Origin of the sequence: Psychrobacillus sp. FSL K6-2365 (genome assembly GCF_038003165.1) — a bacterium.
Taxonomy (GTDB): Bacteria; Bacillota; Bacilli; order Bacillales_A; family Planococcaceae; genus Psychrobacillus; species Psychrobacillus psychrodurans.
The window spans coordinates 3,270,262-3,293,423 of sequence record NZ_JBBOOO010000001.1; the positions used below are offsets into that span (position 1 = coordinate 3,270,262).

The 23,162-nt window shown below is 35.4% G+C and carries 23 protein-coding genes; 5 read left to right on the top strand and 18 right to left on the bottom strand.

Annotated elements, in window-relative coordinates:
• Positions 1-4: 4 nt before the first annotated feature.
• The gene (locus tag MKY29_RS16410) at positions 5-112 is read right to left on the bottom strand and encodes a YjcZ family sporulation protein (protein ID WP_093496580.1); all 108 of its coding nucleotides are present in this window, start codon (positions 110-112) and stop codon (positions 5-7) included.
• A 140-nt stretch (positions 113-252) separates the two neighbouring features.
• Between MKY29_RS16410 and MKY29_RS16415 the strand changes: the two genes are divergently transcribed.
• A complete protein-coding gene (locus tag MKY29_RS16415; protein WP_093496581.1) occupies positions 253-1,185 on the top strand; it encodes a peptidylprolyl isomerase in 933 nt (310 codons plus the stop codon).
• 116 nt (positions 1,186-1,301) lie between these two features.
• On the opposite strand, the gene yhaM is transcribed toward MKY29_RS16415, so the two are convergent.
• The 6 genes from yhaM to MKY29_RS16445 all read right to left on the bottom strand — a co-directional run bounded on the left by yhaM (position 1,302) and on the right by MKY29_RS16445 (position 6,987).
• Entirely contained in the window at positions 1,302-2,240 is a 939-nt protein-coding gene (yhaM, locus tag MKY29_RS16420) for a 3'-5' exoribonuclease YhaM (protein ID WP_090570168.1), read from the bottom strand.
• Positions 2,237-4,951 (bottom strand): ATP-binding protein, encoded by a 2,715-nt coding sequence (locus tag MKY29_RS16425; protein WP_340880314.1) that lies wholly within the window; start codon positions 4,949-4,951, stop codon positions 2,237-2,239. The genes yhaM and MKY29_RS16425 overlap by 4 nt, the downstream gene beginning before the upstream one ends.
• Complete coding sequence (locus MKY29_RS16430; RefSeq protein WP_340880315.1) at positions 4,948-6,159, bottom strand: metallophosphoesterase family protein; 1,212 nt, start codon at positions 6,157-6,159, stop codon at positions 4,948-4,950. Before MKY29_RS16430 ends, MKY29_RS16425 begins: the two co-directional genes overlap by 4 nt.
• 96 nt (positions 6,160-6,255) lie before the next feature.
• Positions 6,256-6,450, bottom strand: coding sequence for a hypothetical protein (locus MKY29_RS16435; protein WP_090570176.1), 195 nt, complete (start codon positions 6,448-6,450; stop codon positions 6,256-6,258).
• Between the two features lie 17 nt (positions 6,451-6,467).
• Entirely contained in the window at positions 6,468-6,779 is a 312-nt protein-coding gene (locus tag MKY29_RS16440; protein ID WP_340880316.1) for a hypothetical protein, read from the bottom strand.
• Positions 6,772-6,987 (bottom strand): helix-turn-helix transcriptional regulator, encoded by a 216-nt coding sequence (locus tag MKY29_RS16445; protein ID WP_418939845.1) that lies wholly within the window; start codon positions 6,985-6,987, stop codon positions 6,772-6,774. Before MKY29_RS16445 ends, MKY29_RS16440 begins: the two co-directional genes overlap by 8 nt.
• Before the next feature lie 134 nt (positions 6,988-7,121).
• Between MKY29_RS16445 and MKY29_RS16450 the strand changes: the two genes are divergently transcribed.
• On the top strand, positions 7,122-7,307 hold the full coding sequence (locus MKY29_RS16450) for a YhzD family protein (RefSeq protein WP_340880317.1): 186 nt from the start codon (positions 7,122-7,124) through the stop codon (positions 7,305-7,307).
• 110 nt (positions 7,308-7,417) lie between these two features.
• Here MKY29_RS16450 and MKY29_RS16455 read toward each other — a convergent pair whose 3' ends face one another.
• The 5 genes from MKY29_RS16455 to MKY29_RS16475 form a co-directional block, all read right to left on the bottom strand.
• Positions 7,418-8,263, bottom strand: a complete 846-nt coding sequence (locus tag MKY29_RS16455; protein WP_093496459.1) for an MBL fold metallo-hydrolase — start codon at positions 8,261-8,263, stop codon at positions 7,418-7,420.
• Between the two features lie 353 nt (positions 8,264-8,616).
• Positions 8,617-9,396 carry an enoyl-CoA hydratase gene (locus MKY29_RS16460; protein ID WP_418939837.1) on the bottom strand — a complete coding sequence of 260 codons (780 nt, stop codon included), beginning with the start codon at positions 9,394-9,396 and terminating at the stop codon, positions 8,617-8,619.
• Between the two features lie 516 nt (positions 9,397-9,912).
• Positions 9,913-10,257, bottom strand: coding sequence for a YlbF family regulator (locus MKY29_RS16465; protein WP_340880318.1), 345 nt, complete (start codon positions 10,255-10,257; stop codon positions 9,913-9,915).
• Between the two features lie 19 nt (positions 10,258-10,276).
• Entirely contained in the window at positions 10,277-11,422 is a 1,146-nt protein-coding gene (locus MKY29_RS16470; protein WP_093496463.1) for a DUF445 domain-containing protein, read from the bottom strand.
• 63 nt (positions 11,423-11,485) lie between these two features.
• Positions 11,486-11,875: a ferritin-like domain-containing protein gene (locus MKY29_RS16475; protein WP_090570209.1), complete on the bottom strand. Its 390-nt coding sequence runs from the start codon at positions 11,873-11,875 to the stop codon at positions 11,486-11,488.
• 72 nt (positions 11,876-11,947) lie between these two features.
• On the opposite strand from MKY29_RS16475, the gene MKY29_RS16480 reads away from it, so the two are divergent.
• The gene (locus tag MKY29_RS16480) at positions 11,948-12,151 is read left to right on the top strand and encodes a YheE family protein (RefSeq protein ID WP_090570212.1); all 204 of its coding nucleotides are present in this window, start codon (positions 11,948-11,950) and stop codon (positions 12,149-12,151) included.
• Between the two features lie 58 nt (positions 12,152-12,209).
• Here the strand turns inward: MKY29_RS16480 and MKY29_RS16485 are convergent, their stop codons facing one another.
• The 4 genes from MKY29_RS16485 to chrA form a co-directional block, all read right to left on the bottom strand.
• A complete protein-coding gene (locus MKY29_RS16485; protein ID WP_340880319.1) occupies positions 12,210-13,472 on the bottom strand; it encodes an MFS transporter in 1,263 nt (420 codons plus the stop codon).
• 169 nt (positions 13,473-13,641) lie between these two features.
• Positions 13,642-15,381 (bottom strand): ABC transporter ATP-binding protein, encoded by a 1,740-nt coding sequence (locus MKY29_RS16490; RefSeq protein ID WP_340880320.1) that lies wholly within the window; start codon positions 15,379-15,381, stop codon positions 13,642-13,644.
• Positions 15,378-17,120 (bottom strand): ABC transporter ATP-binding protein, encoded by a 1,743-nt coding sequence (locus MKY29_RS16495; RefSeq protein WP_241598951.1) that lies wholly within the window; start codon positions 17,118-17,120, stop codon positions 15,378-15,380. Before MKY29_RS16495 ends, MKY29_RS16490 begins: the two co-directional genes overlap by 4 nt.
• Positions 17,121-17,498: 378 nt before the next feature.
• On the bottom strand, positions 17,499-18,656 hold the full coding sequence (chrA, locus tag MKY29_RS16500) for a chromate efflux transporter (RefSeq protein ID WP_241598950.1): 1,158 nt from the start codon (positions 18,654-18,656) through the stop codon (positions 17,499-17,501).
• A 220-nt stretch (positions 18,657-18,876) separates the two neighbouring features.
• On the opposite strand from chrA, the gene MKY29_RS16505 reads away from it, so the two are divergent.
• Positions 18,877-20,211: a hemolysin family protein gene (locus MKY29_RS16505; protein ID WP_241598949.1), complete on the top strand. Its 1,335-nt coding sequence runs from the start codon at positions 18,877-18,879 to the stop codon at positions 20,209-20,211.
• An 84-nt stretch (positions 20,212-20,295) separates the two neighbouring features.
• Positions 20,296-21,180, top strand: a complete 885-nt coding sequence (locus MKY29_RS16510) for a cation diffusion facilitator family transporter (protein ID WP_241598948.1) — start codon at positions 20,296-20,298, stop codon at positions 21,178-21,180.
• A gap of 109 nt (positions 21,181-21,289) precedes the next feature.
• Here MKY29_RS16510 and MKY29_RS16515 read toward each other — a convergent pair whose 3' ends face one another.
• Positions 21,290-21,937, bottom strand: a complete 648-nt coding sequence (locus tag MKY29_RS16515; RefSeq protein ID WP_090570229.1) for a response regulator — start codon at positions 21,935-21,937, stop codon at positions 21,290-21,292.
• A gap of 12 nt (positions 21,938-21,949) precedes the next feature.
• On the bottom strand, positions 21,950-23,065 hold the full coding sequence (locus tag MKY29_RS16520; protein ID WP_090570232.1) for a GAF domain-containing sensor histidine kinase: 1,116 nt from the start codon (positions 23,063-23,065) through the stop codon (positions 21,950-21,952).
• Positions 23,066-23,162: the final 97 nt, after the last annotated feature.

A 23,162-nucleotide genomic window follows, 5' to 3' on the forward strand; every position in this document is an offset into this window, starting at 1 on the left:
CAAATTAGTAGATAAACGCTGCACCTACAATGATCAATAAAATGAATAAAACAACGATCAAAGCAAAACCAGATCCACCGCTATATCCGCCACCGTTATATTGTCCGCTCATTTAAAACACCTCCTTTTCCATGTATCCTATGCGGTAATTTTAATAATCGGTAGGCAAATGAACGGGAACTATTTTTGTTTTTATATCGTTTATGTTATAGTAACAACTGGCAACACAAAGAAGTTAGGAGAGAAAATTTCATGAAAAAAACTGTATTAACATTAACACTTGCAGCATCTGTTCTTGCTTTAGGAGCTTGTAGCGAGGATTCAGCGGACAAAAGTGAAGTAATTGCAACATCAAAAGTTGGAGATATTACACAGAATGACTTGTATGAGGAAATGAAATCATCTATCGGTGATCAAGCGTTCCAATTGCTAATGATTGAAAAAGTACTTGCAGATAAGTACGAAGTTACTAAAGATGAAGTAAACACTCAATTAGAAGCTGATAAAAAACAGTTAGGTGAAAACTTTGAAGCGATGATCGCTCAACAGGGCTATACAGAAGACTCATACAAAAAATACTTAGAACTAAACCTATTGCAAGAAAAAGCTTTAATAGAAGATGTTAAAGTAGAAGAAGACGAAATTAAAGCTCAATATGAAAATACCAAAGATGAAATTAACGTTCGTCACGTTGTAGTGAAAGACGAAGAAACAGCTAAAAAAGTTAAAGCTGAAATTGACTCAGGTAAAGACTTTGCAGAAGTTGCAAAGGAATACTCCATTGAAGAGCCAGCTCAAACGACTGGTGGAGATCTTGGTTGGATTACAAAAGCATCTCCAATGGATGAGGATTTCTTAAAGGGAGCATTTGCTTTAGAGAAAAACGTCATCAGTGAACCTATTAAATCCAGCTTTGGTTACCATATCATTGAAGTAACTGATAAACGTACAATCGAAGAATCATATGAAGATAAAAAAGCACAAATTGAAAAAGAATTAAAGCTAGAAAAAGCAGACCAAACTACACTGTTGCCAAAAGTAGCTAAAATGATGAAAGATGCTAAAATCGATATTAAAGACAAAGATTTAAAAACAGCATTAGATGAGTTTTTAGCAGCAGCTGACACAGAAGCACCTGCAAAAGATGCGGAAGCTAAAACAGATGCAACTGAAGATGAAAAATAATTAAGACAAGCATAATAGTTGGTCGTGACTTCGGTCATGACCAACTTTTTTTATTTCCTGAGTTTCATACAAAAAGGAAAAGCGCAAAGGCAGTTATACCTTTACGCTTTTTACTCTTATTCAAATGTAGGCTTATAAAAGGAACGGTTTTCAAGTGGAAATAAACGCTCAGAGAATTCACCAGGGTTTGTTTTATCTAATGCACGATTAAGCATATTCATCTTTGCATCAATATTATCTATATAATGCAGCATTTCAGCTTCTCGAAGTGCAGGACGTTTTGGACTTCCCCACTCTTCTTTACCGTGGTGAGAGAGAACCATATGTTGTAACAACATTACTTCTTCTCCTTCTATTTCTAACTCTTCTGCTGCTTTAGAAATTTCGTTGACCATAATCGTAATATGTCCAAGTAAATTCCCTTCAATTGTGTACGTCGTTGCTACAGGGCCGGAGAGCTCTATGACCTTACCAATATCATGTAAGATGATTCCAGCGTATAGAAGGTCTTTATTTAACGTTGGATATAGATCACACAATGCTTTACCTAGCTTTAACATAGATACTACATGATCGATTAGTCCAGAAGCATAATCATGATGGTTTTTTGTCGCTGCTGGAAATGTCATAAACTCTGTCTGATGTTTTTTCATAAGATGTCTTGTAATACGTTGAATCAATGGATTTTTCATCTCAAAGAAGTATTGTAAAAGCTCCTCCATCAATTCTTCTTTTGGTTTTTCAGAGGATGGTACTAAATCATTTATCGCAATGGGCTCTTCTGATTTTACCGGTCGAATACTTTTTACACGCAATTGGAACTTTCCACGGTAATCCTGTATTTCCCCGCCAACACGAACAATTTGACTAGCACCATAAAGTTTTTCATGCTCGTCGTTCGTATCCCAAAGTTTTGCTTCAATATCTCCGCTCTTATCTTGTAATATTAGTGACATAAACGGTTTCCCAACGGTTGTTACACCTTTTGTTGATTGTTTGATAAGTAAGTAATGATCAACTGGATCGCCTACTCGTAATTGTGTAATGCCTTTCATTTCACAATCCCTACCTTTCTGGGTAATAATGTCGCTACTTGTATGACTAATGCATCTTCCCATACAAACTGCATATTGTCATGACATGTAAAATACAATAGTTGGTGTTCTTTTTGTAACTCTGCCATTAATTGTACCACTTGTTGAAGTCTGACACGATCGAAATGTACAAATGGATCATCCATTATTATTGGAAAGGGTGCTTTACTTTGTAAAGAGACTGCTAGTGCAACACGTAAGGATATATACGCTTGCTCTTTTGTCGCTTGGCTTAGCTCTGCAATTTTAAATCGCTGTCCAGAAGTTTTAACGACTTCAAAGCTTTCTTCTGGTGATAGGATCAATTGTTCATACGATTTGTTTGTAAGCAGTTGAAAATAATACTGTGCATTTTCTAATACTTCTGGGAGTCGCTCTTCTTTTAACTGCCTCATCATTTGTTTAATCGATTCAACGACTACTTTTTGAGCAGCCCATTTTTTCACAAGTTCATGTAGTTCTGCTTTTTTCTGTTCTATTAATTGTAATTGTTCACTCTGCTCTTCATCTTCTAATAATTTCTTCGTTTGATAGGATAAAGTAGCTTTTTCATCATTGTAGACATTTCTTTTTTGCTGAAGATGAAGTAATCTCCCCTTACACTCGTCCTCAAATCCATTTTCAAATTCATCTAGATTTATTTGTTTTCCAGCTAACTGCAAGTGAATATGATGTAATTCCTTTTCTAGCTCTACTTTTTGTTCATAAATAGAATATGCCATATAATAATCGCTTTCGGTTTCTGCATTAGCCTCATTATACAAAGTGTGGATTTGTTCGGTAAATGATTGCTGTTGGAAAAATAACTCCTGCTGCCTCTTTTCGAGTTCTGTTATCTTTTTCTCTTTATAGTCCTGGTCTTCTGATTTTTTCTTTTCTTCTAAATAGGATTCTCTTAATTGGTGAAATAGCATATCTTCAACTAGTTTAGTATGGATTTTTCTCTGTGCTTGTTCGTACAGGTCCTGTAATTGTAAACGTACTTCATAGAGCTTTGTTTCCATTTGGTCTAGTTGCATTTGTTGCTCCTGAATCATCCGTAGACGCTTAAAAAGTTCAGGCAATAGACTTGGTGATAATTGTTCATTAATATGATAACTAGTTAAAAAAACGGATACTTTTTGTGTTACATCCAGCTTCTTGTGTTCTATTTCATTAACCTTTTGCTTTAACGTAGAAATGGCTTGCTGTAAAGATTCCTGCTCCTTTTTTAATAACTCGGCATACGTTTGTACATCATTTGGTTGTTTTAACGAATTCATCATCAAGCTGAAGCCTACATATACAATTCCACTAATAATAATTGCAGTAAGAGCAACCATCCAATTCGATTGTGTAACCCCTATAACTATCCCGATTAAGAAAATGGCAGCAATAATGCCTAACATTATTCTATTAGCTGTTTTGTTCGAAGAAGTTTTATTTACTCTTTTTGACTCTGTTGCTCTTTGCTGTTGTTGTAGAAGATCCTGTTCCTTCATTTGTAATAATCGTTTTTCCTGCTGTAGCTCGAGCTCCAAGTTTTTTTCTGTTTGAAGAATCGTAACTAGTTTGTCCTCTTGTTGGATTGAAACATCTGCTTGTACTATATGTGATAAGCTTTTTTCCCAGTCAACTCCTACCAAAGCTAGCTGTTGCATTTGGTTTTGTAATGTTTTACTTTGTTCTTCTTCTATTTGTATTCTTTTGGAACGAAGCTGATGCCATTCTGCTTCTCGATTTAGAAAGGACAGTAATTCCTCTAATTGCTGAGTGGATAAGTTAGCCTCCTGGATTGTTAAAGTATCCAACTCTTTTTTCAACTGCTCCATATCTATATGGTTTTGAGTCAATTTATCTTTTATTAACTCAAATCTACGGATGCCGTCTGAGGGAAAAAACTGATGCTTTACTAATTCTAGCTCGCGGTTTAATTTGGTTTCTTTTTCTTTCAATGGTTTCAGTTGTTTCCATTCCAAATATCTTTGTAACTGCTTAGAAATCTCTAACTCTTGTTGATTTAGTTCCTCAATAATTGTATCAAGTTCGTTAAGACGTTTAATAGAAGGTTCATATTTTTCTACTTCCTCTAACTGATGCTTGTAGGTTGTTTCTAATTCACGAAGCTCTTCAATTTTCTGATTGATATGAGGCTTTCTACCTGATGGCTTAAATAGCTCGCCCATATCTTTTAAAAACTGATTCTCGACGATAGTTAAGGTATCGATTCCTGTCGTTCCAGATGATAACAACGTTCTCGTTAACTCTTCTTCTGTCATCTTCTCAAAGCCTTGTAGCTGGAGTAAGGAAAAAGAGAATATAGCTTCAAAATCTGTGCGGGAATACGAGTGCAGAATACTACCTAGTTCCTTTTCTCCTCCCCGACTACCATCTGAATAATATACAGTAACGTCTCCACTCGCTTTGCCCTTTACTCTCTCAATAGTTACAGGTTGTCCGTGATCATCTATGATTTGAATTTTACCTCCATAGGACGCATTACTTTTCGGCTCATATCGAAGTAACTGTGCATTCCTTTGTGGAAATCCAAAAAATATATGCAAGATGAATTGTTGGATGGTAGTCTTTCCTGCTTCATTCTCACCAAAAAACACGTTTATGCCATTGTTCAGATCAACTTCTACATTCTCATGTTTTCCAAAGCCATATATATGAAGTTTTACAAGTTTCAATTGTTATTCCCCCTTGTAATAGCCTTGGAAACTATTAAATCGGCTTCTTTTAGAACTTCCTCGATAAAGTTATGATCGATTGGCTGTAGATAACGGCTTCCTTTTGTATGCTGATAAAGTTCTTTTAAAGCTAGCTTCCATTCAGATGTATCCCAATTACTAAGAGCAGATAGCAGCATTGCTGATTCCGTGCTCTGCTCAATTGGAGAAGTTATGTGTAAATCCTTTACTATTAAAAAGATGTTAGCAAGTTCTAGGCTCTCTTGTATCAATGATAGCCAGTCGGCAATATTAGTTGACTGTAGTAGTTCAATCGTATCCTCTGTTATCCCATTTAAAGTAAGCTCTATAATCGCAGAGCCATGTATTTGACTATACCTTATCAACTCATTTTGAATAAATTCGATCAATTCATTAGCGTGGATCATGTCGCTACAATCAATAGAAAGCTCTTCATAAATGAAAGCAGATGAAGGAATAAATTGAAGATCTGCCTGATTGTTTAGCATTGACACATCGTAAAATCCTTTCACTCCTTTTTCATTTCGATGCCTGCTTTGGGTATTTCCAGGATAAACAATTGGTGGTTCTGAATGGATAAGTTGGCGCTTATGGATATGACCTAGCGCCCAATAATGATAGCCTTTCTCTAGCAAATCATTTTTTCTAAACGGCGCATATACATCATGCTCATTATTACCTTCTACACTACCATGGAGCATCCCTATATGAATCTCACCTGGTTTTGCAACAGGATAGAAGCTATGCATAGGTTCCTGAATATGACGCTCTTTATAGCTAAACCCTGTGATATGTACTAATCCATCAGTTAACTGTAGAGTTCTGGTTTCAACTTTCTCATCGAATACATATACATTTGACGGCAATTGAAAACGAGCCCAATTACCACTTAAATGATCATGGTTTCCATAGCAGATAAACACTGGAATATTATCTGCTTCCAATGCTTCCATTCCTTTTTGAAATAAATGCTGCGCACGAAGACTACGGTTTTCTCCATCATAAATATCACCGACTATTAAAACAAAATCTGGCTTACTTTCAATCGCATATTTAATGATGTTTTGAAATGCTTGGAAAGTACTTTCTCGTATATCTTTCCATCTGTTCTTAGCGATAGAGGAAATACCTTTAAAAGGGCTATCCAAATGTAAATCTGCCACATGTAGAAATCGTATTCTTGCCATCAAGTACCCTCCATTCAAAAATAGAATATTTGTTCCTATTTTATCATAAAGAAAAGACTGTATACAACTAAATGTATACAGTCCCCTACTTTATCATTATACACTTTTACGTTCTATTTTTATTTGCCGTATAGTTAAGTTTAGTCCAGTTAATCCGGCAAACAGAGCAGGAGGAACACTAAATAGTAAAAACTTCCATTGGCCTGTAATCAACGAAACAATCAAAAACAATCCTGGAATTACAATTAAAGCGCATAATGAAACAATTAGTGCAACTTTCGTATTTTGCATTTTATATTCCTCCTTATTTAGTTTTCTTGATTAGCAATAATTGCTCCAATTGAATAGGAAACCATATGAACTACCCATAGGCCTGTTAGTAGGAAAAAGGTCAATCCAGGACCTTCCATTACTATAACAATCATCCACACAACTAGGATTGCAATAGTCGTCGCTATCCACGAATAGGACCGCGCTCTTCCATGAATTCTATTGTATCGTTCATCAAACCATCTCTTTTTCTTTCCAATTTTCCGATTGATCATAAAAACAATACCCGTAATAATAATTCCTAGTGGCAAACCAATCAAAAATGTAAACAAATCAAATTCTTCATACATCCTTTTCATCCTCCTCATAAATAAATATATCCTCGATCGTACATTTGAAAAGTTTAGATAGCTTAAATGCCAAATTAATAGAAGGATTATATTTTCCTTTTTCTAAAGATATGATTGTTTGTCTAGACACATCAAGTTTCTCTGAGAGTTCATCCTGTGTCATTCCAAATGACATCCGTTTATCTCGAACGTAGTTTTTCAATTTCATCCTCCTTCTCTGTAAAGTTAACTTTACGTAAAGTATACTTTACTCCATTTTATATTGTCAAGCTTACTTTACATTTTATTTTCATAATCTTTTGTGTATAATATATAGTAGAATAATAAAGGGGTGTTTTGGTCATGAAACCATACAAATTTACTGCGTTTGAACCAACAGGTGAACTAATTATAGAAGAAACTTGGGAGTACGAAAATGATGATGAAGCAAAACAAAAAGGGGAAGCAATTATTGAAGAAAAAGGATTTGCCAATAAAACACATCGCCTTGTAAATAGCTCTGGAAAACTAGTATTATTTCATGTATAAAAATGATCATCATATTCATATTTTCAAACATCTAAAAAAAGCCACCTCATTGGATTTAAATGAGGTGGCTTTTGTTTTCATTTTATGGTTCTATAAGTTCTATAGAATTATTATTTTTGAATCACATGATCATTCACAAATGCTTTTATGAAAAACAATTCATTCTCATTTGGCTCCCTATTGTTTTCTACCCTAAAGAATTCTAAAGCATTTTCTAGAGAAGGCGATTTAACAGCTTCACTAGATGCTGATAACTCTTCCCAGTAGATGTTCATTTCCTTTAAATCGCAAATAGATTCGTGACCAAGGAGGAACATTTCAGCATCATATTTTTGAATGTCTTTAATCATACTTAATAACATAGATTGCTTGTAATGAAATAGAGAATTTGTAGTTGTACCATATGCACAATCACCTAAAAAGATAAACTTTTCATTAGGAATATAAATAATGGTGGAGTCATCTGTATGAGTACTGTTGATTTTTTCAATTATACAAACTTTATTACCCAAATCAATAGTTAGTGTATTTTCAAAGACTATCTCAGGAGATTTTAACATACAGTTGTCTCTGTTCGGCATGTCAGTTTGTATGATTTTCATACACATAGTACTAATTTGGTTATTATTCACATTGTTTTGAAGTGAAATATCGTCATAAGAATAACTATTCCATTCTTTTATCTTCTCGCTTGTTAGGCTATTAGTTATAACAATTGCATCAAATTCATTCATGCCCAAGATATGATCCCAATGTGCATGGGTAATGACCATATATTTAATTGGTGGTACATTTAGCTTTTCGATTTCTCGTAAAAAGTCTTTAGCATGTTGGGTAGAATTACCCGAATCTATTATTAAACTATATTGGTCACCACATACAAGCCCTAATGTTGGTCTTTCATTATCATCTTTATTAGGTAAATAATAAATAGTATCACTGAATTTATTTAACATGTTCTTTCTCCTCTATTCTAGATATAATTCTATGAAAGAGAAAATCTACATGCTTATTCTAAAATTAATAAAATAATTTAAGATTTCCTCATCTTATTTTTTTACCATTGGACGTAAACCTCCTTGTATTACTAAGAAAATTATAACATAGTAAATTATATATTAAGAATATTTAAAAAACGTTTTTTACACTCAGTTTTTAATAATTAGAGTAGAGGGTATAGCAGACTTCCAATTCAATCCTTTTTCCTTCATAACCTATAACTACACCTTCAGACGACACAAAGTTCAGATAAATTTCAAATTTAACAAAAAAAGAAGATCAATTTAATGACCTTCTCACTTTTGTTTACTTATTTACCTTTAAACTCTGGCTTTCGCTTTTCAACAAAAGCCTGAATACCTTCTTGATGATCTTCCGTTTTTCGCATTGCTGATTGTGCAACAGCTTCTCTTTCTAGAACGGATTGTAGTTCTTTTAATTTTGTTGCGTGTAAAATTTCTTTTGATGCAATCATGGCAGCAATTGGTGACTGAATTAGCTTTTGTGCATAGGAAGCTGCAGTTGCAGATCCTAAACCATCTGAAGCAACTTCATCCACAAGTCCGATTTTTTGTGCTTCTATTCCAGTGAAAAGCTTTCCGCTCCACATAAGCTGTTTTGCTTTTGGGATACCCACTCTTTCTTTTAGAAAGAAATGACCACCCCCATCCGGAACTAGCCCAATTCCGATAAAGTTCATAGCAAGCTTGCTGTTTTCTTCCGCAATGATAATATCGCAGCCTAATACCATACTAAATCCTAATCCCGCTGCTGCCCCGTGTACAGATGCAATAGTAATCTGTGGTAACATATATAAAGTTTTAGCAATCCGAGTGAGGTAAGTCATCGCTTCATCAATATCAAAAGGATTCTCTTTATCTAGCATCGCTTTAATGTCTCCACCTGCAGAAAATGCGCGCCCCTCTCCTTTAATAACTAGTACTTGAACAGATGTGTCTGATTGAAGAGATTCTAGGCTTTCTGCCAACTCTCTCATCATCACTCCATTCATCGAATTCATTGCTTCTGGACGATTCATTGTTAAAGTCGCAATACGGCCTTCTTTTTCTAACAATAAAGTATTATACATATACATTCCCCTTTGTAAGTGAATAGTCATTCATTCTTCTATTAAATTCGCCATTAAACTTTTAAGTCCTGCTGAAAAAGCAAAAACTATTTACTTGCGTTGGCATGGCGGTTACTTGCTCTTCTACTATTTTTACTTGCTTTACTCTGTAGTTAACTTGTGCTTCTTCCCCAGTTACTTCTGCTAGATAGCGATTTACTTGAGGAAAGGATAAAATTACCATAGTAATTTACTAATTCAAAGCCTAAATGTGTAGAATTGAGCTACTAAAGGTCTTTTTCTAATTAGTAGGTCGACTGCAATGAAAAGTATCTTTAGCTAATCTTGCATTCAGGTGTTCATCACAAAGGCAGGATATTAATTGATTGATTGTAGCGGAAGTCGGCGACTGAAGTGAAAATAATAGCGGTATCATTAATTATCAACAACTTAGTGTACACGTACTTTTGAATATACTTTATTAAAAAACAAAAAAGAACCTCTCCTGTAATAGGAAAAGTTCTTTACGTTTATTTCTTAGATGCCTTCATAAAGTTCTTGAACAGGCTTGATCAAAACACGATTTACTTCTTCAATTAGTTGACTTAGAGCCATTTCTGCTTGAAGCATGTGGAATATTTTTTCGTTTCCTTGCGCGAGCTGAGCTGTTTTTTGTGCATACTCAATCTCTTCTCCGGAAATTTCTTCTCCATTCATTTGCTTCTCTTGTAATGACAATTGAACCTTACGGAAACTTTGGAATAAAGTTAGAGCCTCTTCATCCGCTTTTACAGATTCTACTGCAGTCTGTACATTGGAAAATTCATCTGTTTGGCGTAGAGTTTTTTCTAATTTGTTAATGTCATCATAAATGTTAATCATGTTAGTAAGCTCCTTTAGTTTAAGTAGTAAAGAATACAATTAGTCCTTGAATAATACCGATAAGTCCACCAAGAACACCACCTAAAATGGTAATCATTTTGAACTCTCTCTTTGAAATACCAAGAACAATTTCTTCTAGTCGAGATACTGGGAAAGTATCTACTTGCTCTTTTACCATATCTTCTAATTTCATTTTACGCAAGACTTCTTCTAGCTTTGTTTCTGCTTCCTGGAATGCAAATGTCGTCACTTTCGGAATAAGATATGACTCGGTCCATCCAGTTACTCCTGGGAAGTAATGAATGAAACTATAATTCAATCTTTCTTCGATTGCCAACTGCTCTGTCAAATATACTTTAACATTTTTAACAATAGGCTCAAAGTCAAAGCCTTCCATCATTTCATTAAGTGGGCGATCCTTTAATTTCTCCCATTCACTTCTTACTATTTTTTCTAGCATATTTTTCGTTCCTGGCGCTCTTAGGAATTTTAATATTTCCGGTTGAACTTTTCCAGCAAGTGATGAAGATTCACCCATGAACATTTGAATCATATTACCTAATGTCCCTTTTGTAGACAGAAAATCATCAATAAGATTTTTTACTGTTTGCTTACCTTCATCCGATTCAAAGAAACCTTCACCTTTAAGTAGAATGTACGAAACGATTTCCCCAACTTTAGTATCCGCTTTTTGCTGCCAATCAATTGGTGCAAGCTGACGTATTGTTTCTTTTTCAAATCTAGTTTTTAATTGACTAAATTGCACGTCCACCTGTTCTTCTATTTTACTCTTTACAATAGTAGGCACGCTTTCTAGTCCAGCAAGTTTCAACCAATCATTTATCGTTTTGTCCGATTGAAAGATTTTATCGTTCAGTTGCTCCGTTAAGAAATGAGCTGCTTTATTTTTCATTTCTTCGTTAAAATATTTTTTTTTAAAGATATCAGGCGTTAATAAATGCTGGATAACAGTATTACCCAGTTGTTTTGCAAGCTCATCACGTCTTTTAGGGATCAGACCAGGTGTGAATGGGATGCGCCACGAGCCTATATATTTTGCCTCATGCGGTCTGAATAACATCTTAATAGCAAAGTGATTAGTTACTGATCCAATAGCTGCTCCAACTATCGCCATGAATGTGATTGTCCATAAAAAATCCATCAATTTCACCTTTTTCCTCTAGCTTCTAGATTATTATAGCAGAGGATAGGCAAACACTAAAAGAATTTACAATAAATGCAGCAAGGTAGTCAGACGTATTGCATGTTCGGTCTCGTCATGCATCGCAACAAATAAGGGTGCATAGGCTTGTTGAATTGGTATTTGCAAGACCATCTCCTTATAAAGCTCCGCTGCTTCTAATTCATCTTTAATCGCATTTTTTAAGCAATCATTCAAATCTGTACATAAAACAGGTTCCGGAAAGTTTTGTACAAATGTACCGGTCAGCATATAATAGAGTTGTTGGAACATTTCGTAATGACTTTTTTCATCCTCATAAATATGTTCGATAAAACCTTGAAAATACGGATCATCAGTCAATTTATACATAGAACGATAAAAATGATAATCTTGATATTCATTAAGTATGGCCTGCCTTAACTGTTCATTAAACAATTCGATGCTCCTTCACTAATCATTTATATTAGTGTATGCGAACAAATTCACTCACATGAAAGGTTGATATCCTTGCTACAACACTTTAGCTTTAAACCACTCTATGAAAACAAACAACTTCCAGGTTGGTCTGTATCTTTTTTTTATAAACAACAAAGATACGCCGCAGAATATGAACCGGATGGAACGATTAAATGGCTCGGTGAAACACCAGCAGATGAAGAAACAGTGAAAAAAATGATACATGAACTAATGCTTTTTCATGTGTATGACTGAGGTGTCCTCGTGTAAGAAACATTCACGTTTATCAGAACAAACGTGAATGTTTCTTTTTTCATGTTTGTTTCTTACCTAGGGTACTTTTTCGCCCAAATAAAATATAAAAATAGGTAGATGCAATAATATAAAGAATCCCTGTAATCGTAAATGTATAAGCATATCCCCAGTAAAAGCCAAATGTCATGACAAGTCCCGTTGATATAGCCCCAGTACTTGCCCATCCCACATTAAAAACCATTTGATTTACTGAATTGGCAAGCCCCTTATATTTGTCCTGTACTAAGTCCATTGCAATTGCACTTTGAATAGGATTACCAGCATTCATGAGGGCCTGGCGCATTAAAAAGGCAATAGAAGCAATGATTAAAGAATTGGTATAACCCGTGATAAACAAAAATGGTATCGAGAGTAGCTGGAAAATCACTAATGCCTTTACTTTCCCAACCTTCTTTACAAGGGCTGGCCCAAGTAGCATCGCAACTGCAGCCATCGCAGACCCTAACGACAAGATTAGTCCAATATATGTGTTCGATGCATCGAATCGGTTAGAAAAGTACAAGTTCAAGTAAGGGATAACAAGACCGGAACCTGTTCCAATTAATAGATTCGCAACTCCAAATAACACAATAATCTTTAGATTTTTTCTAAAACCACTTGGAGTATTTCCACCGGATTCTTCTGTATGTTCATCCGAATCCATCTCTATTTGTATTGGTTTCAACTGAAATAATGGAACTATTCCAATCGTAAAAATAATTGCTCCAATAATTAGTACGTACATAATAGAATCTACAGTAGAAATATTACCAATTATATGAAGTGCATCTGCTAACACTCCCCCACCGAGACTACCAACAACACTTGCTATGGTCATTAATGAAAAATGAATACTAAAAAGATGCATTCGTTCACTGGCTTTCGAGTTTTCAGCGAGAAAAGGAACACCAGACACTTGCACTAATGCCATAAACAAACCAGTAAAAAATGCAGCATAAATTAGTGATTGTTCCCCCGTAACTAAACTTCTGTAAAATAAGGTACCAGCAGCAACTATAGCACCTGTAATAATAATTCCTTTTCTACCTAGCCGGTCACTTAGATATCCAGCAGGGATTAACATTATTGCCGAAGCAAGAGATGTCATAGAGATAATTTTACCGTTCAATGTTTCGGGAAACCCAAGTTCCTTTATATATAAATTGTACATAACTAAAAATACACCCATTCCTACTTGAATGAGTAAATTTGCAAGCATGAACATTTTGATGTTTCTATTGAATGATGTGATGCTTTTTTTCCAACCTGCAAACCAATCCATCATATTGTACCTCTTCTTTTTTATTTCGATACACTAAATATACGATTATCGTTAGAAAATTTCAATATATAATTGTTGGCCCGGACTTATAAACAGTTCGCTTGGGCGCATGGCTTGGTTTCTCTGGTGGATAACAAATTAAACAAAAAAGGGAATATCCCCGCATGTGTTATACATGCTGAGATATTCCTGCTTGTAATTTATACATTTGTTCATAGCGACCTTGTAGCTGTATTAACTCGTCGTGAGATCCACTTTCAACAATTTCTCCACGGTCTAGTACTAAAATGCGATCAGCATTCTTAATAGTAGAAAGTCGATGAGCGATGATAAAAGTAGTTCTTCCTTTTTTCAATACATCCATTGCATGTTGAATAATTTCTTCCGTTTCCGTATCAATATTAGATGTCGCTTCATCCAAAATTAAAATAGCCGGATCAAATGCAAGGGCTCTAGCGAAGGAAACGAGCTGACGTTGACCAGAAGATAACGTGCTCCCCTTTTCTATAACGGGTTCATCCAAGCCTTTTTCTAGATTTTTCAAAACCCGTTCTCCTCCGACAGCCTCTAAAGCGGCCTCAACCGTCTCTCGAGTAATACGCGGATCACTTAAGCTGACATTTGACTCTATCGTTCCTGAAAACAAATAAGGGTCCTGTAAAACTATACCCATATGATCTCGAATTGTTTGTCTTGGTAATGTTGTTATATCTGTACCATCTATTAAAATTCTCCCTTTTGAAGGATCATAGAAGCGGAACAACAAGTTCATAATAGAACTTTTACCTGATCCTGTATGACCAACAAGTGCTACAGTTTCCCCTTTATTCGCAACAAAGTTCAAATTTTTCAAGACATATTCATCTGCTTTATATGCAAAAGAAACATTTTGAAACTCCACATTTCCTTCATATCGTTTCATACGTTCATCTTTTACTTCTTCCCCTGTTTCATCAAGTAATTGGAACACACGTGTTCCAGCAACCAATGATCTTTCTAACTGAGCTAATTGGTTAACAATCCCTGTAATCGGATTAAATAATCGAGTCGTATAATCTACGAATGCATAAAGCATACCAGCTGAAATGATTGCATTCGGCTCCATAGATAAGCTTCCGAAATACCAGATGAACATAACAAACATAATCGTACGGAGTACACTTACTAAGTTAAATGAAGTTGCTGAGTCTAAAGTAAGTAACTTTTTCTGATATCTATAATGTTCTTCATTCATCTCCTCAAATTCACGTTCCATTTGCTTCTCTCGTTTAAATGCTTGGATAATAGACATCCCTTGAATAGATTCATTCAACATAGCATTTAAATCGGCAATCTTTGTACGAACTACATGATTATATTTAGATGCATACTTTCGATAAGCGATCATCCAAATATACACAATTGGAACTACGAATAGTGCCATTAAAGCCATTTGTACATTTAAGATGAACAGAGCAACATAAACCCCTGCAATAGAAATAATACTAGTCGCAAATTGAGATAATACTTGCACATATAAATTACGAATTGCTTCTGTATCGTTTGTTACACGTGCTACAACTTTTCCGGCAGGCAAGTTGTCAAAATACTGTATTGGCAACGTTTGAATATGCCCGAAAACATCATTTCGGAGCTTCTGAACAACTCGATTTGCACCAATCTGTAAATTGATAAACATAAAATATCTAAAAACCGCTGTTACAATTGCTAAACCAAAATAGACTGCCAGTAACATTAATATAGGCTGAAGATTAATAGCTCCTTCAGTAATATGATCATCGATAATTTTCTTAGCTATAAATGGACCTGTTAAATCAGCAAACACCGCAATAGTTAAAAAGAGTATACCGAGAATAATTGGCTTTTTGTAAAATAACGCATAATGGTAGAGTCGTTTTCCTGTACTCATGACGACACCCCCTCTAGCTGTTGACGATCGTATTGCTCTTTGTACCAACCATTTTGTGTCAGAAGTTCTTCATGAGATCCTTCTTCCACAATAAGACCTTCATCCAAAACGATTATATGGTCAGCATGTTGGATTCCCGATAATCGATGCGTCGTAATAATTGTTGTCTTTCCACTACGTTCATTTTGTATATTTTCGATAATTTTAGCTTCCGTCTTTGCATCTACTGCTGATAGAGAATCATCTAACAGTAAAATTTCTGGATTTTTAATAAGGGCACGAGCAATGGATACACGTTGTTTTTGTCCACCAGATAAGGATACACCTTTTTCTCCCACTAACGTTTCTAAGCCCATCGGTAAATTCATTAGATCCTTTTGGAAATGTGCTAGACGAATCGCTTCTTCTAACTCATCTTCCGTCGCATCCTCTTTACCAAAAAGAATGTTTTGACGAATCGTTCTAGAAAACAAAACATGATCCTGTGGAACATATCCTATCCATTCGAGAACCTGATCTTTCGTTTGCGCTGAAATAGCAGTTTCTCCTATTGTTAGCTGCCCCGCTCCAATTGGATATTCCTTTAATAACTGCTTCATAAAAGTAGTTTTACCGGAACCAGTTTTGCCTACAATCCCGAGTGTTTGACCTTTCTGTAGCTTCACTCGAATGTTTTGAAGGTTTTTTACCTGGGACAACGGGTATTGGAATCCAACATCCGTAAACCCAATTGATTCCACACTATTTAACTGAACTGGTGAAATAGGGTCTTTTACGTCTTGATCGTAGTTTAATGTTTCTTGCACACGATCCAGCGATGCATTTCCACGTTGCATTACATTGATTAACTCACCAATTGCAAACATCGGCCAAATTGCCATTCCTAAGTACACGTTAAAAGTGATTAAATTCCCAACAGTCATTTCACCTTTTGATACTAGATAAGCACCATATCCTAGGGCAACTACATAACTAATACCAGTTCCCACTTTAGTAATTGGTCCAAAGAGTGCATCAATTCGTTCTACAATCATATTTTTCTCATAAACTTCTTCACTCATATTAGCAAAGTTCTGTTCATCGGCTCTTTCTTGGACATAAGCACGAATTACTCGAACCCCAGCAACCGATTCTAATACACGGTCATTTAAATCCCCAAACGCATCCTGTGCAACCATATATTTTTCGTGAATAATCTTACCAAGGTATTGCATTATAAAAGCTAAAATAGGTATTGGTAATATTGCAAAAATAGTAAGTTTCCATGAAATTAGAAAGCCCATTGCAAGAATAAGTGCAGCCATATACATGGTCGAATCAATTAATGTCATAATCCCAAATCCTGCAGTGGTTGCTACTGCATTCAAATCATTTGTTGCACGGGCCATTAAATCACCCGTACGATTTTTTTCATAAAAAGTAGGAGTCATATTCAAAAATTTTAAATTTAACTTTGAACGCAATATACGCTCAATTGTGATCGAACCACCAAATAATTGATATTGCCAAACAAAGTTAAGTCCATAACCTATAATAATTATTCCAACAAAATAGAGTACATATTGCATTAAGGATTCTTTTGTCATTTCTCCCATAGTAATTGCATCGATCGCCTCACCAACTAACCAAGGTGGCAAAACCTCAAATGCACTAGCAATTATTAACAAACTAACTGCTACTGTATAACGCTTCCAATGATCTTTAAAAAACCATTTCAATTTAAATAAAACAGAAAACATTGTATAACCCCTCTTTTCTTCTTTCTACACATTACTTAATAGCTATCCACCTTCAAGAGATTCCTTTAATAAAATTTGCTTTGTCCGTTGAATATTCATATTCAACACTCCTTTTCATATTTTTTCACCAAAAATTGGAAGTAAAAAGACATAAAAAAGCGCATTACCCATATAGAGGTAATGCGCTTAATAATAGACAATACAATACGTAAAAGTCTGCTATTAAATCATTTCCGGTCTAATGGTAGGTATGAAAAAATTATTAAGTCAACAACGCTATTTTTTAAACGAATCATTTTGTCATACCTCCATTTCCATTTTTTTGTGTATATTAACAGTAGCATACCGAAAATTTAATTGTCAATACTTTTCGAATTTTTATAATGAATGAACAATTGCACCTAACACAACACTTATGAGAACCACTTTGTATGGTGCTAATTTAAACACAACTAAAAGTGTAAAAGTAATTAAAACAATAACAAAATCAATAGGACTATTCACAGCGCTCGTGAATACCGGATCATAAAGTGCTGCAAGAAGAATACCTACAACAGCTGCATTAACTCCCTTTAAAGCGGCTTGAATCCCTTTTTTAGAACGAATAATTGACCAAAATGGCAATGTGCCAATGACTAATAAAAATGATGGCAGGAACATCGCAAAAACTGCGATCAATGCTCCACCTGTACCAGCAGTTATTTGTCCTAAAAAACCAGCGATTGTAAATAATGGTCCAGGTACAGCTTGCGCTGCTCCATATCCAGTAAGGAACATATCCGCAGACACATCTACTTCCCTTTGTAGCATCGGTAATACAACATGACCACCACCAAATACAATAGATCCAACTCGGTAATAAGTATCAAAAATTGTATAGTATACAGATTGTACAAATGGCTTTAATAAAGGCAGTAAAGTAAGCAATACAAAAAACAATATCCAACTAATTAGTCCAGTCTTTTTCCCAAAGCTTAGCTTCATCTCAGGAGCGGAATCGATTGAAGCATTTTTGAAATAGAAATAACCAAAAATGCCCGCAATAAGAATAATTGCTATTTGTCCAACTGCAGTAGGAAAAAGTAACGTGAGTATTGCGCATCCTATTGCAATCGTAATCCTTATATTATCTGGAGCTAATGATTTTTGCATACCCATTAAGGCATGTGCAACAACAGCAACCGCCACTATTTTTAACCCTTGGATCCATCCACTATCAAATGATCCTGAACTTGAAATGAATGCAGCAAATAACATTAATAGTATTACTGATGGCATAGTAAATCCAATCCATGAAATAATGCCTCCCAGTAATCCGCCTCTTATCAATCCAATAGAGATTCCTACTTGAGAGGAGGCTGGTCCCGGTAAAAACTGGCACAAAGCAACGATATCCGCATACAATTTGTCATCTAACCATTTTCTTTTATCGACGTACTCGTCCCGAAAATATCCTATATGAGCAGCTGGTCCTCCGAATGATGTTAAACCAAGTTTTGTTGACGCCTTAAGTATTTCTAAATATCTGTTTTTCATCTGAACCTCCTCAATATATTAATCTCTATTATCTAATATATATGAGATGATATATATTAAGTTTTTGTAAATTTTGTTAACAGAATATCTCAATATAAAGTAGAAAGATTTGTAATTTCTTTTTTTATATTTTATTATTAAACGTATAAACTATTTTTTAGAAAACAGGAGGTGTACACTTTGTCTTACCCCTCATTTGGGTTAGGGACAAAGTAATTATTTGGACATAGCCATACGATTGACAGCGTTTGCTGTCTTAATCGCATTCACTGCATTTTTCGTTGCGAGTGAGTTTGCAATTGTAAAAGTAAGAACTACAAGAATTGATCAGCTTATTGCTGAAGGGAACACTAAGGCGATAAATGCCAAAAAAGTAGTTTCCAATCTGGATGAATATCTATCTGCCTGTCAGCTTGGAATCACCATAACAGCCTTAGGGTTAGGGTGGCTTGGAGAACCGACAATTGAACGGATTCTACATCCGGCATTTAATTATTTTGAGCTCCCAGAGAGTGTTGCCTCTTTACTTTCATTTATTATTGCATTCTCTCTTGTAACGTATATTCATGTAGTTGTAGGAGAGTTAACACCAAAGACTTTTGCCATTCAAAGGTCTGAACAAATTACATTAGCAGTAGCAAAACCGCTTATCATTTTTGATAAACTTATGTATCCAGTTATTCACGGTATGAATGGTTCCGCACGTTTTCTAGCAACTAAAGTATTTGGTTTAGATGCTGTTTCAGAATCTGAGGTTGCTCATTCCGAAGAAGAGCTTCGTATGATACTTTCTGATAGCTTTAAAGGCGGAGAGATCAATCAAGCCGAATACAAATACGTAAATAAAATTTTCGAATTTGATGATCGCATTGCAAAAGAAATTATGGTTCCACGCACGGAAATAACTTCTATTGATAAAGATTTTACGTTAGATGAGGTATTTCAGCTAATCGGTGTAGAACAATATACAAGATATCCAATAACTGATGGGGACAAAGATCATATTATTGGACTTGTTAATATGAAAAATCTATTAACGGCATATATAAAAGATCCTACAAATGCAACAACACCCGTAAGCGATTATATGCAACCAATTATCCGAGTTATTGAGAATATGCCAATTGCTGATTTATTACTTAAGATACAACGTGAACGAATTCATATGGCAATCTTAATGGATGAATATGGTGGTACTTCTGGACTTGTGACTATAGAAGATATTATCGAGGAAATCGTTGGCGATATTCGTGATGAATTTGATACTGATGAACTTCCAGAAGTTCAAAAGTTAGAAGAAAATCATTATATTGTTGATGCCAAGATGTTAATCGAAAATGTTAATGACCTACTAGGTATCGATATCGATGAAGAGGATATTGATACTATCGGTGGTTGGTTTATGACGAAAAGCTACGAAACAATTAAAGGTGAAAAAATTCAAGAACAAGGCTATGATTTCATGATCAAAGAGGTTGACGGGCACCACATTCAATACTTAGAGATTATTAAATCTGCTCCTCCAGTTGAAGAACTAGAACCTATAGTTGAATAACAAAATCATTATAGCTCATAATAAAACGACTCTCATTTGAGGGTCGTTTTCCTATGTCTATAATTGTTGAAAAGAGGAAACTTTGTGGAGCTATATACAAACTTACGTGAAGGGGAAAAAGGTGCCTGGATAAGTATTAGTATTTATCTACTGTTGAGTACACTTAAGCTAACCATTGGTATCATCGGATCTTCAGAGGCCTTAAAAGCAGATGGCCTAAATAATTTTACAGATATTATTGCCTCTGTCGCTATATTAATCGGACTGCGTATTTCTCAAAAACCACCCGATAGTCATCATCAATATGGACATTTACGTGCTGAAACTATTGCTTCGCTTGTAGCTGCGTTCATCATGGCTTTTATCGGAATCCAAGTACTTATTCAAGCAATTCAACATCTTGCTAACCCTATTGAAGAAACTCCTTCACTTCTAACCGCTATTGTTGGATTAGTTAGTGCTATTATTATGTATGTTGTCTATAGATATAATTTACAGCTAGGAAATCGTATAAACAGTGCTGCTTTAAAAGCTGCAGCCTATGACAATCGATCAGATGCATTAGTTAGTATCGGTGCAACCATTGGTATAGTCGGATCTATTTTAGGGTTTCCAATTTTAGATGGAATAACTGCCCTACTAGTCGGGGTAATCATTATCTATACGGCCTATACCATTTTTCATGACGCAGCCTACACATTATCTGATGGCTTTAATGTAGAGGAAGCCGAATCTTTGTCTACAATAGTAAGACTCGTCGAGGGTGTTGATGAACTAACGGATTTTAAAGCGAGAATGCATGGAAATTTGATGTTTGTCGATCTCACTGTAACAGTAGATCCAAATTTAAATGTTGTGAATAGCCATCGTATTACAGAGGAAATAGAACAACGTATAATGAAGGTAAAGCCATTTTCCGTTATCCTAGTGCATATTGAACCAAATATGGACACGCTTGGTGATGGTTAAGAAGATTTGTGAGTTTTATTTCCGTGCGTATCTCTGTTTGTATGCGCAACGAATCGAACTAACAAAAAAACACGGTGGATCGCATGCTCATTGCGATTCTCCGTGTTTTTTACTGTCCGCTTGGTTCTGTTAAACCATGTTTTACTGCATAAAGGGCGGCTTGTGTACGATCCTGAACATGCAGTTTGGCGAATATATTGGAAATATGCGTTTTAACTGTTTTTTCGGTTACAAACAATGAGGATGCTATTTCTCTATTACTTTTTCCTTTTGTCAATTCAGATAATACATCCTGCTCCCTAGGAGTTAACGGATGCTCCTCGTGAGGATTAGGTACAACTGGCTCCCACTCCTTTTCTAACTGCGTTGTTGCCTCCGGGTGTAATGTATTTTCACCTCGCATTAGCTTTCGAATTGCATCGGCAAGGTCATCTGGTTCTATATCCTTTAGCTGATATCCCGCTGCTCCAGCTTTTAAGGCAGGTATCACATGATCTCTATCTGAGAAACTAGTAAGCATTAGTATTTGAATCTCTGGGTCTGTAGCCTTAATGCGTTTCGTTGCTTCTATTCCGTCCATTACTGGCATGACTAGATCCATCAATATGACATCGGGCTTCAAATTTGCTGTTAGCTGCACAGCTTCTTTCCCGTTTGTAGCCTCGCCTACAATATCCATATCCTTCTGCGTTTTTAGAAAAAACATTAATCCTCTTCTTACAACGTGATGGTCATCTGCAATTAGTACACGTATCATAACTATTCCCCCCTAATAAGGTAACCGCACTAATATTTCTGTTCCTTTTTCCCACTCCGTTACCCAATCCACCGTTCCATCAACAAAATTTGCTCTATCTTTCATGCTTTGTAAACCGATTGAATGTAGTTTTTTAGGCTCTTTCATATGGAAACCACACCCTTCATCTTTTACAACTAATAAAACATCCGTAGGAGTAACCGTTAAATATAGTTCTGCTTGAAGTACACCAGAATGCTTACGAACATTATTAAGTGCTTCCTGAGCAATTCGAAATAGTGTTTCTTCAATAATTGCAGGGAGATTAATAACTCCCTTTACCTTCACTGTCAATGAAAGTCCTAAAATATCTCCGTATCCTTTAAGACCTTCGATAATACCTGATTCCAATCCTTTTGGACGTAGTTGCCATATGAGTGCACGCATTTCTGTAAGTGCTTCCTGCGTTAAATACTGTATTTCTTTAAAGGTATCTTTTATTTCCTGCTGTTCCGTCATTTCTACTCCTCCGCGAGCAGTCAGAGTTACAGAGAATAACAATTGGTTAACCGAGTCATGTAAATCTCGTGCAAGTCTATTACGCTCCTGTACAAGAGCTACCTGCTGCTCCTGTTTAGTAAGGAAGATTCGCTTTATAGCTGACCCGATTTGAAAGGCTACAGATTCTAGTAACGCAAGTTCTCCCTCTGAGAACCGTATAGTATTCGGTGTCGCTACATTTAATAGCCCGAAGCTTTCTTGCCCTGATTGTAACGGAACTGTTGCATGATGCGTAATACCGCCACTATCTTCATTACTCATTTTTCTTGCGTTGACAATTCTTTTACACTCTATAATATTTGATGCCTTTTTTAGCTCCCCATTTTGAAATCTTGAAACACACCAACATCCACCTTTCTGTAAATGTCTACAGTCATTTTGCTTTAATGCATTCGGCAAATTTTCATGTGCAATTAGTTGTTGCTTACCTTTTTCATCAATAAAAAATATCCAACCCGTTTCAAATAATGTACCTTCTAATAGTTTATGCAAGGCACCTTGTAGCATTTTTTCCATTTCAGTTTCTTCATTTAATAATTCTGCTATTTCTTTTAGTAGTTCAATGTTCGAGAGTTCATTTGATAGCATGTAAACTCCTCCAAGTATGTAATTCATCTAATTCCATATTATCACTTATCGACTATTCACTGTAGGATCTGGACATCATACTTTTGACCGAACAAGA

Excerpts from the sequence above, each read along its gene's own strand:
- MKY29_RS16410 (WP_093496580.1), bottom strand. The coding sequence starts at position 112 with ATGAGCGGACAATATAACGGTGGCGGATATAGCGGTGGATCTGGTTTT.
- MKY29_RS16415 (WP_093496581.1), top strand. The coding sequence starts at position 253 with ATGAAAAAAACTGTATTAACATTAACACTTGCAGCATCTGTTCTTGCT.
- yhaM (WP_090570168.1), bottom strand. The coding sequence starts at position 2,240 with ATGAAAGGCATTACACAATTACGAGTAGGCGATCCAGTTGATCATTAC.
- MKY29_RS16430 (WP_340880315.1), bottom strand. The coding sequence starts at position 6,159 with ATGGCAAGAATACGATTTCTACATGTGGCAGATTTACATTTGGATAGC.
- MKY29_RS16435 (WP_090570176.1), bottom strand. The coding sequence starts at position 6,450 with ATGCAAAATACGAAAGTTGCACTAATTGTTTCATTATGCGCTTTAATT.
- MKY29_RS16440 (WP_340880316.1), bottom strand. The coding sequence starts at position 6,779 with ATGTATGAAGAATTTGATTTGTTTACATTTTTGATTGGTTTGCCACTA.
- MKY29_RS16445 (WP_418939845.1), bottom strand. The coding sequence starts at position 6,987 with ATGAAATTGAAAAACTACGTTCGAGATAAACGGATGTCATTTGGAATG.
- MKY29_RS16450 (WP_340880317.1), top strand. The coding sequence starts at position 7,122 with ATGAAACCATACAAATTTACTGCGTTTGAACCAACAGGTGAACTAATT.
- MKY29_RS16455 (WP_093496459.1), bottom strand. The coding sequence starts at position 8,263 with ATGTTAAATAAATTCAGTGATACTATTTATTATTTACCTAATAAAGAT.
- MKY29_RS16460 (WP_418939837.1), bottom strand. The coding sequence starts at position 9,396 with ATGTATAATACTTTATTGTTAGAAAAAGAAGGCCGTATTGCGACTTTA.
- MKY29_RS16465 (WP_340880318.1), bottom strand. The coding sequence starts at position 10,257 with ATGATTAACATTTATGATGACATTAACAAATTAGAAAAAACTCTACGC.
- MKY29_RS16485 (WP_340880319.1), bottom strand. The coding sequence starts at position 13,472 with ATGGATTGGTTTGCAGGTTGGAAAAAAAGCATCACATCATTCAATAGA.
- MKY29_RS16490 (WP_340880320.1), bottom strand. The coding sequence starts at position 15,381 with ATGAGTACAGGAAAACGACTCTACCATTATGCGTTATTTTACAAAAAG.
- MKY29_RS16495 (WP_241598951.1), bottom strand. The coding sequence starts at position 17,120 with ATGTTTTCTGTTTTATTTAAATTGAAATGGTTTTTTAAAGATCATTGG.
- chrA (WP_241598950.1), bottom strand. The coding sequence starts at position 18,656 with ATGAAAAACAGATATTTAGAAATACTTAAGGCGTCAACAAAACTTGGT.
- MKY29_RS16515 (WP_090570229.1), bottom strand. The coding sequence starts at position 21,937 with ATGATACGTGTACTAATTGCAGATGACCATCACGTTGTAAGAAGAGGA.
- MKY29_RS16520 (WP_090570232.1), bottom strand. The coding sequence starts at position 23,065 with ATGCTATCAAATGAACTCTCGAACATTGAACTACTAAAAGAAATAGCA.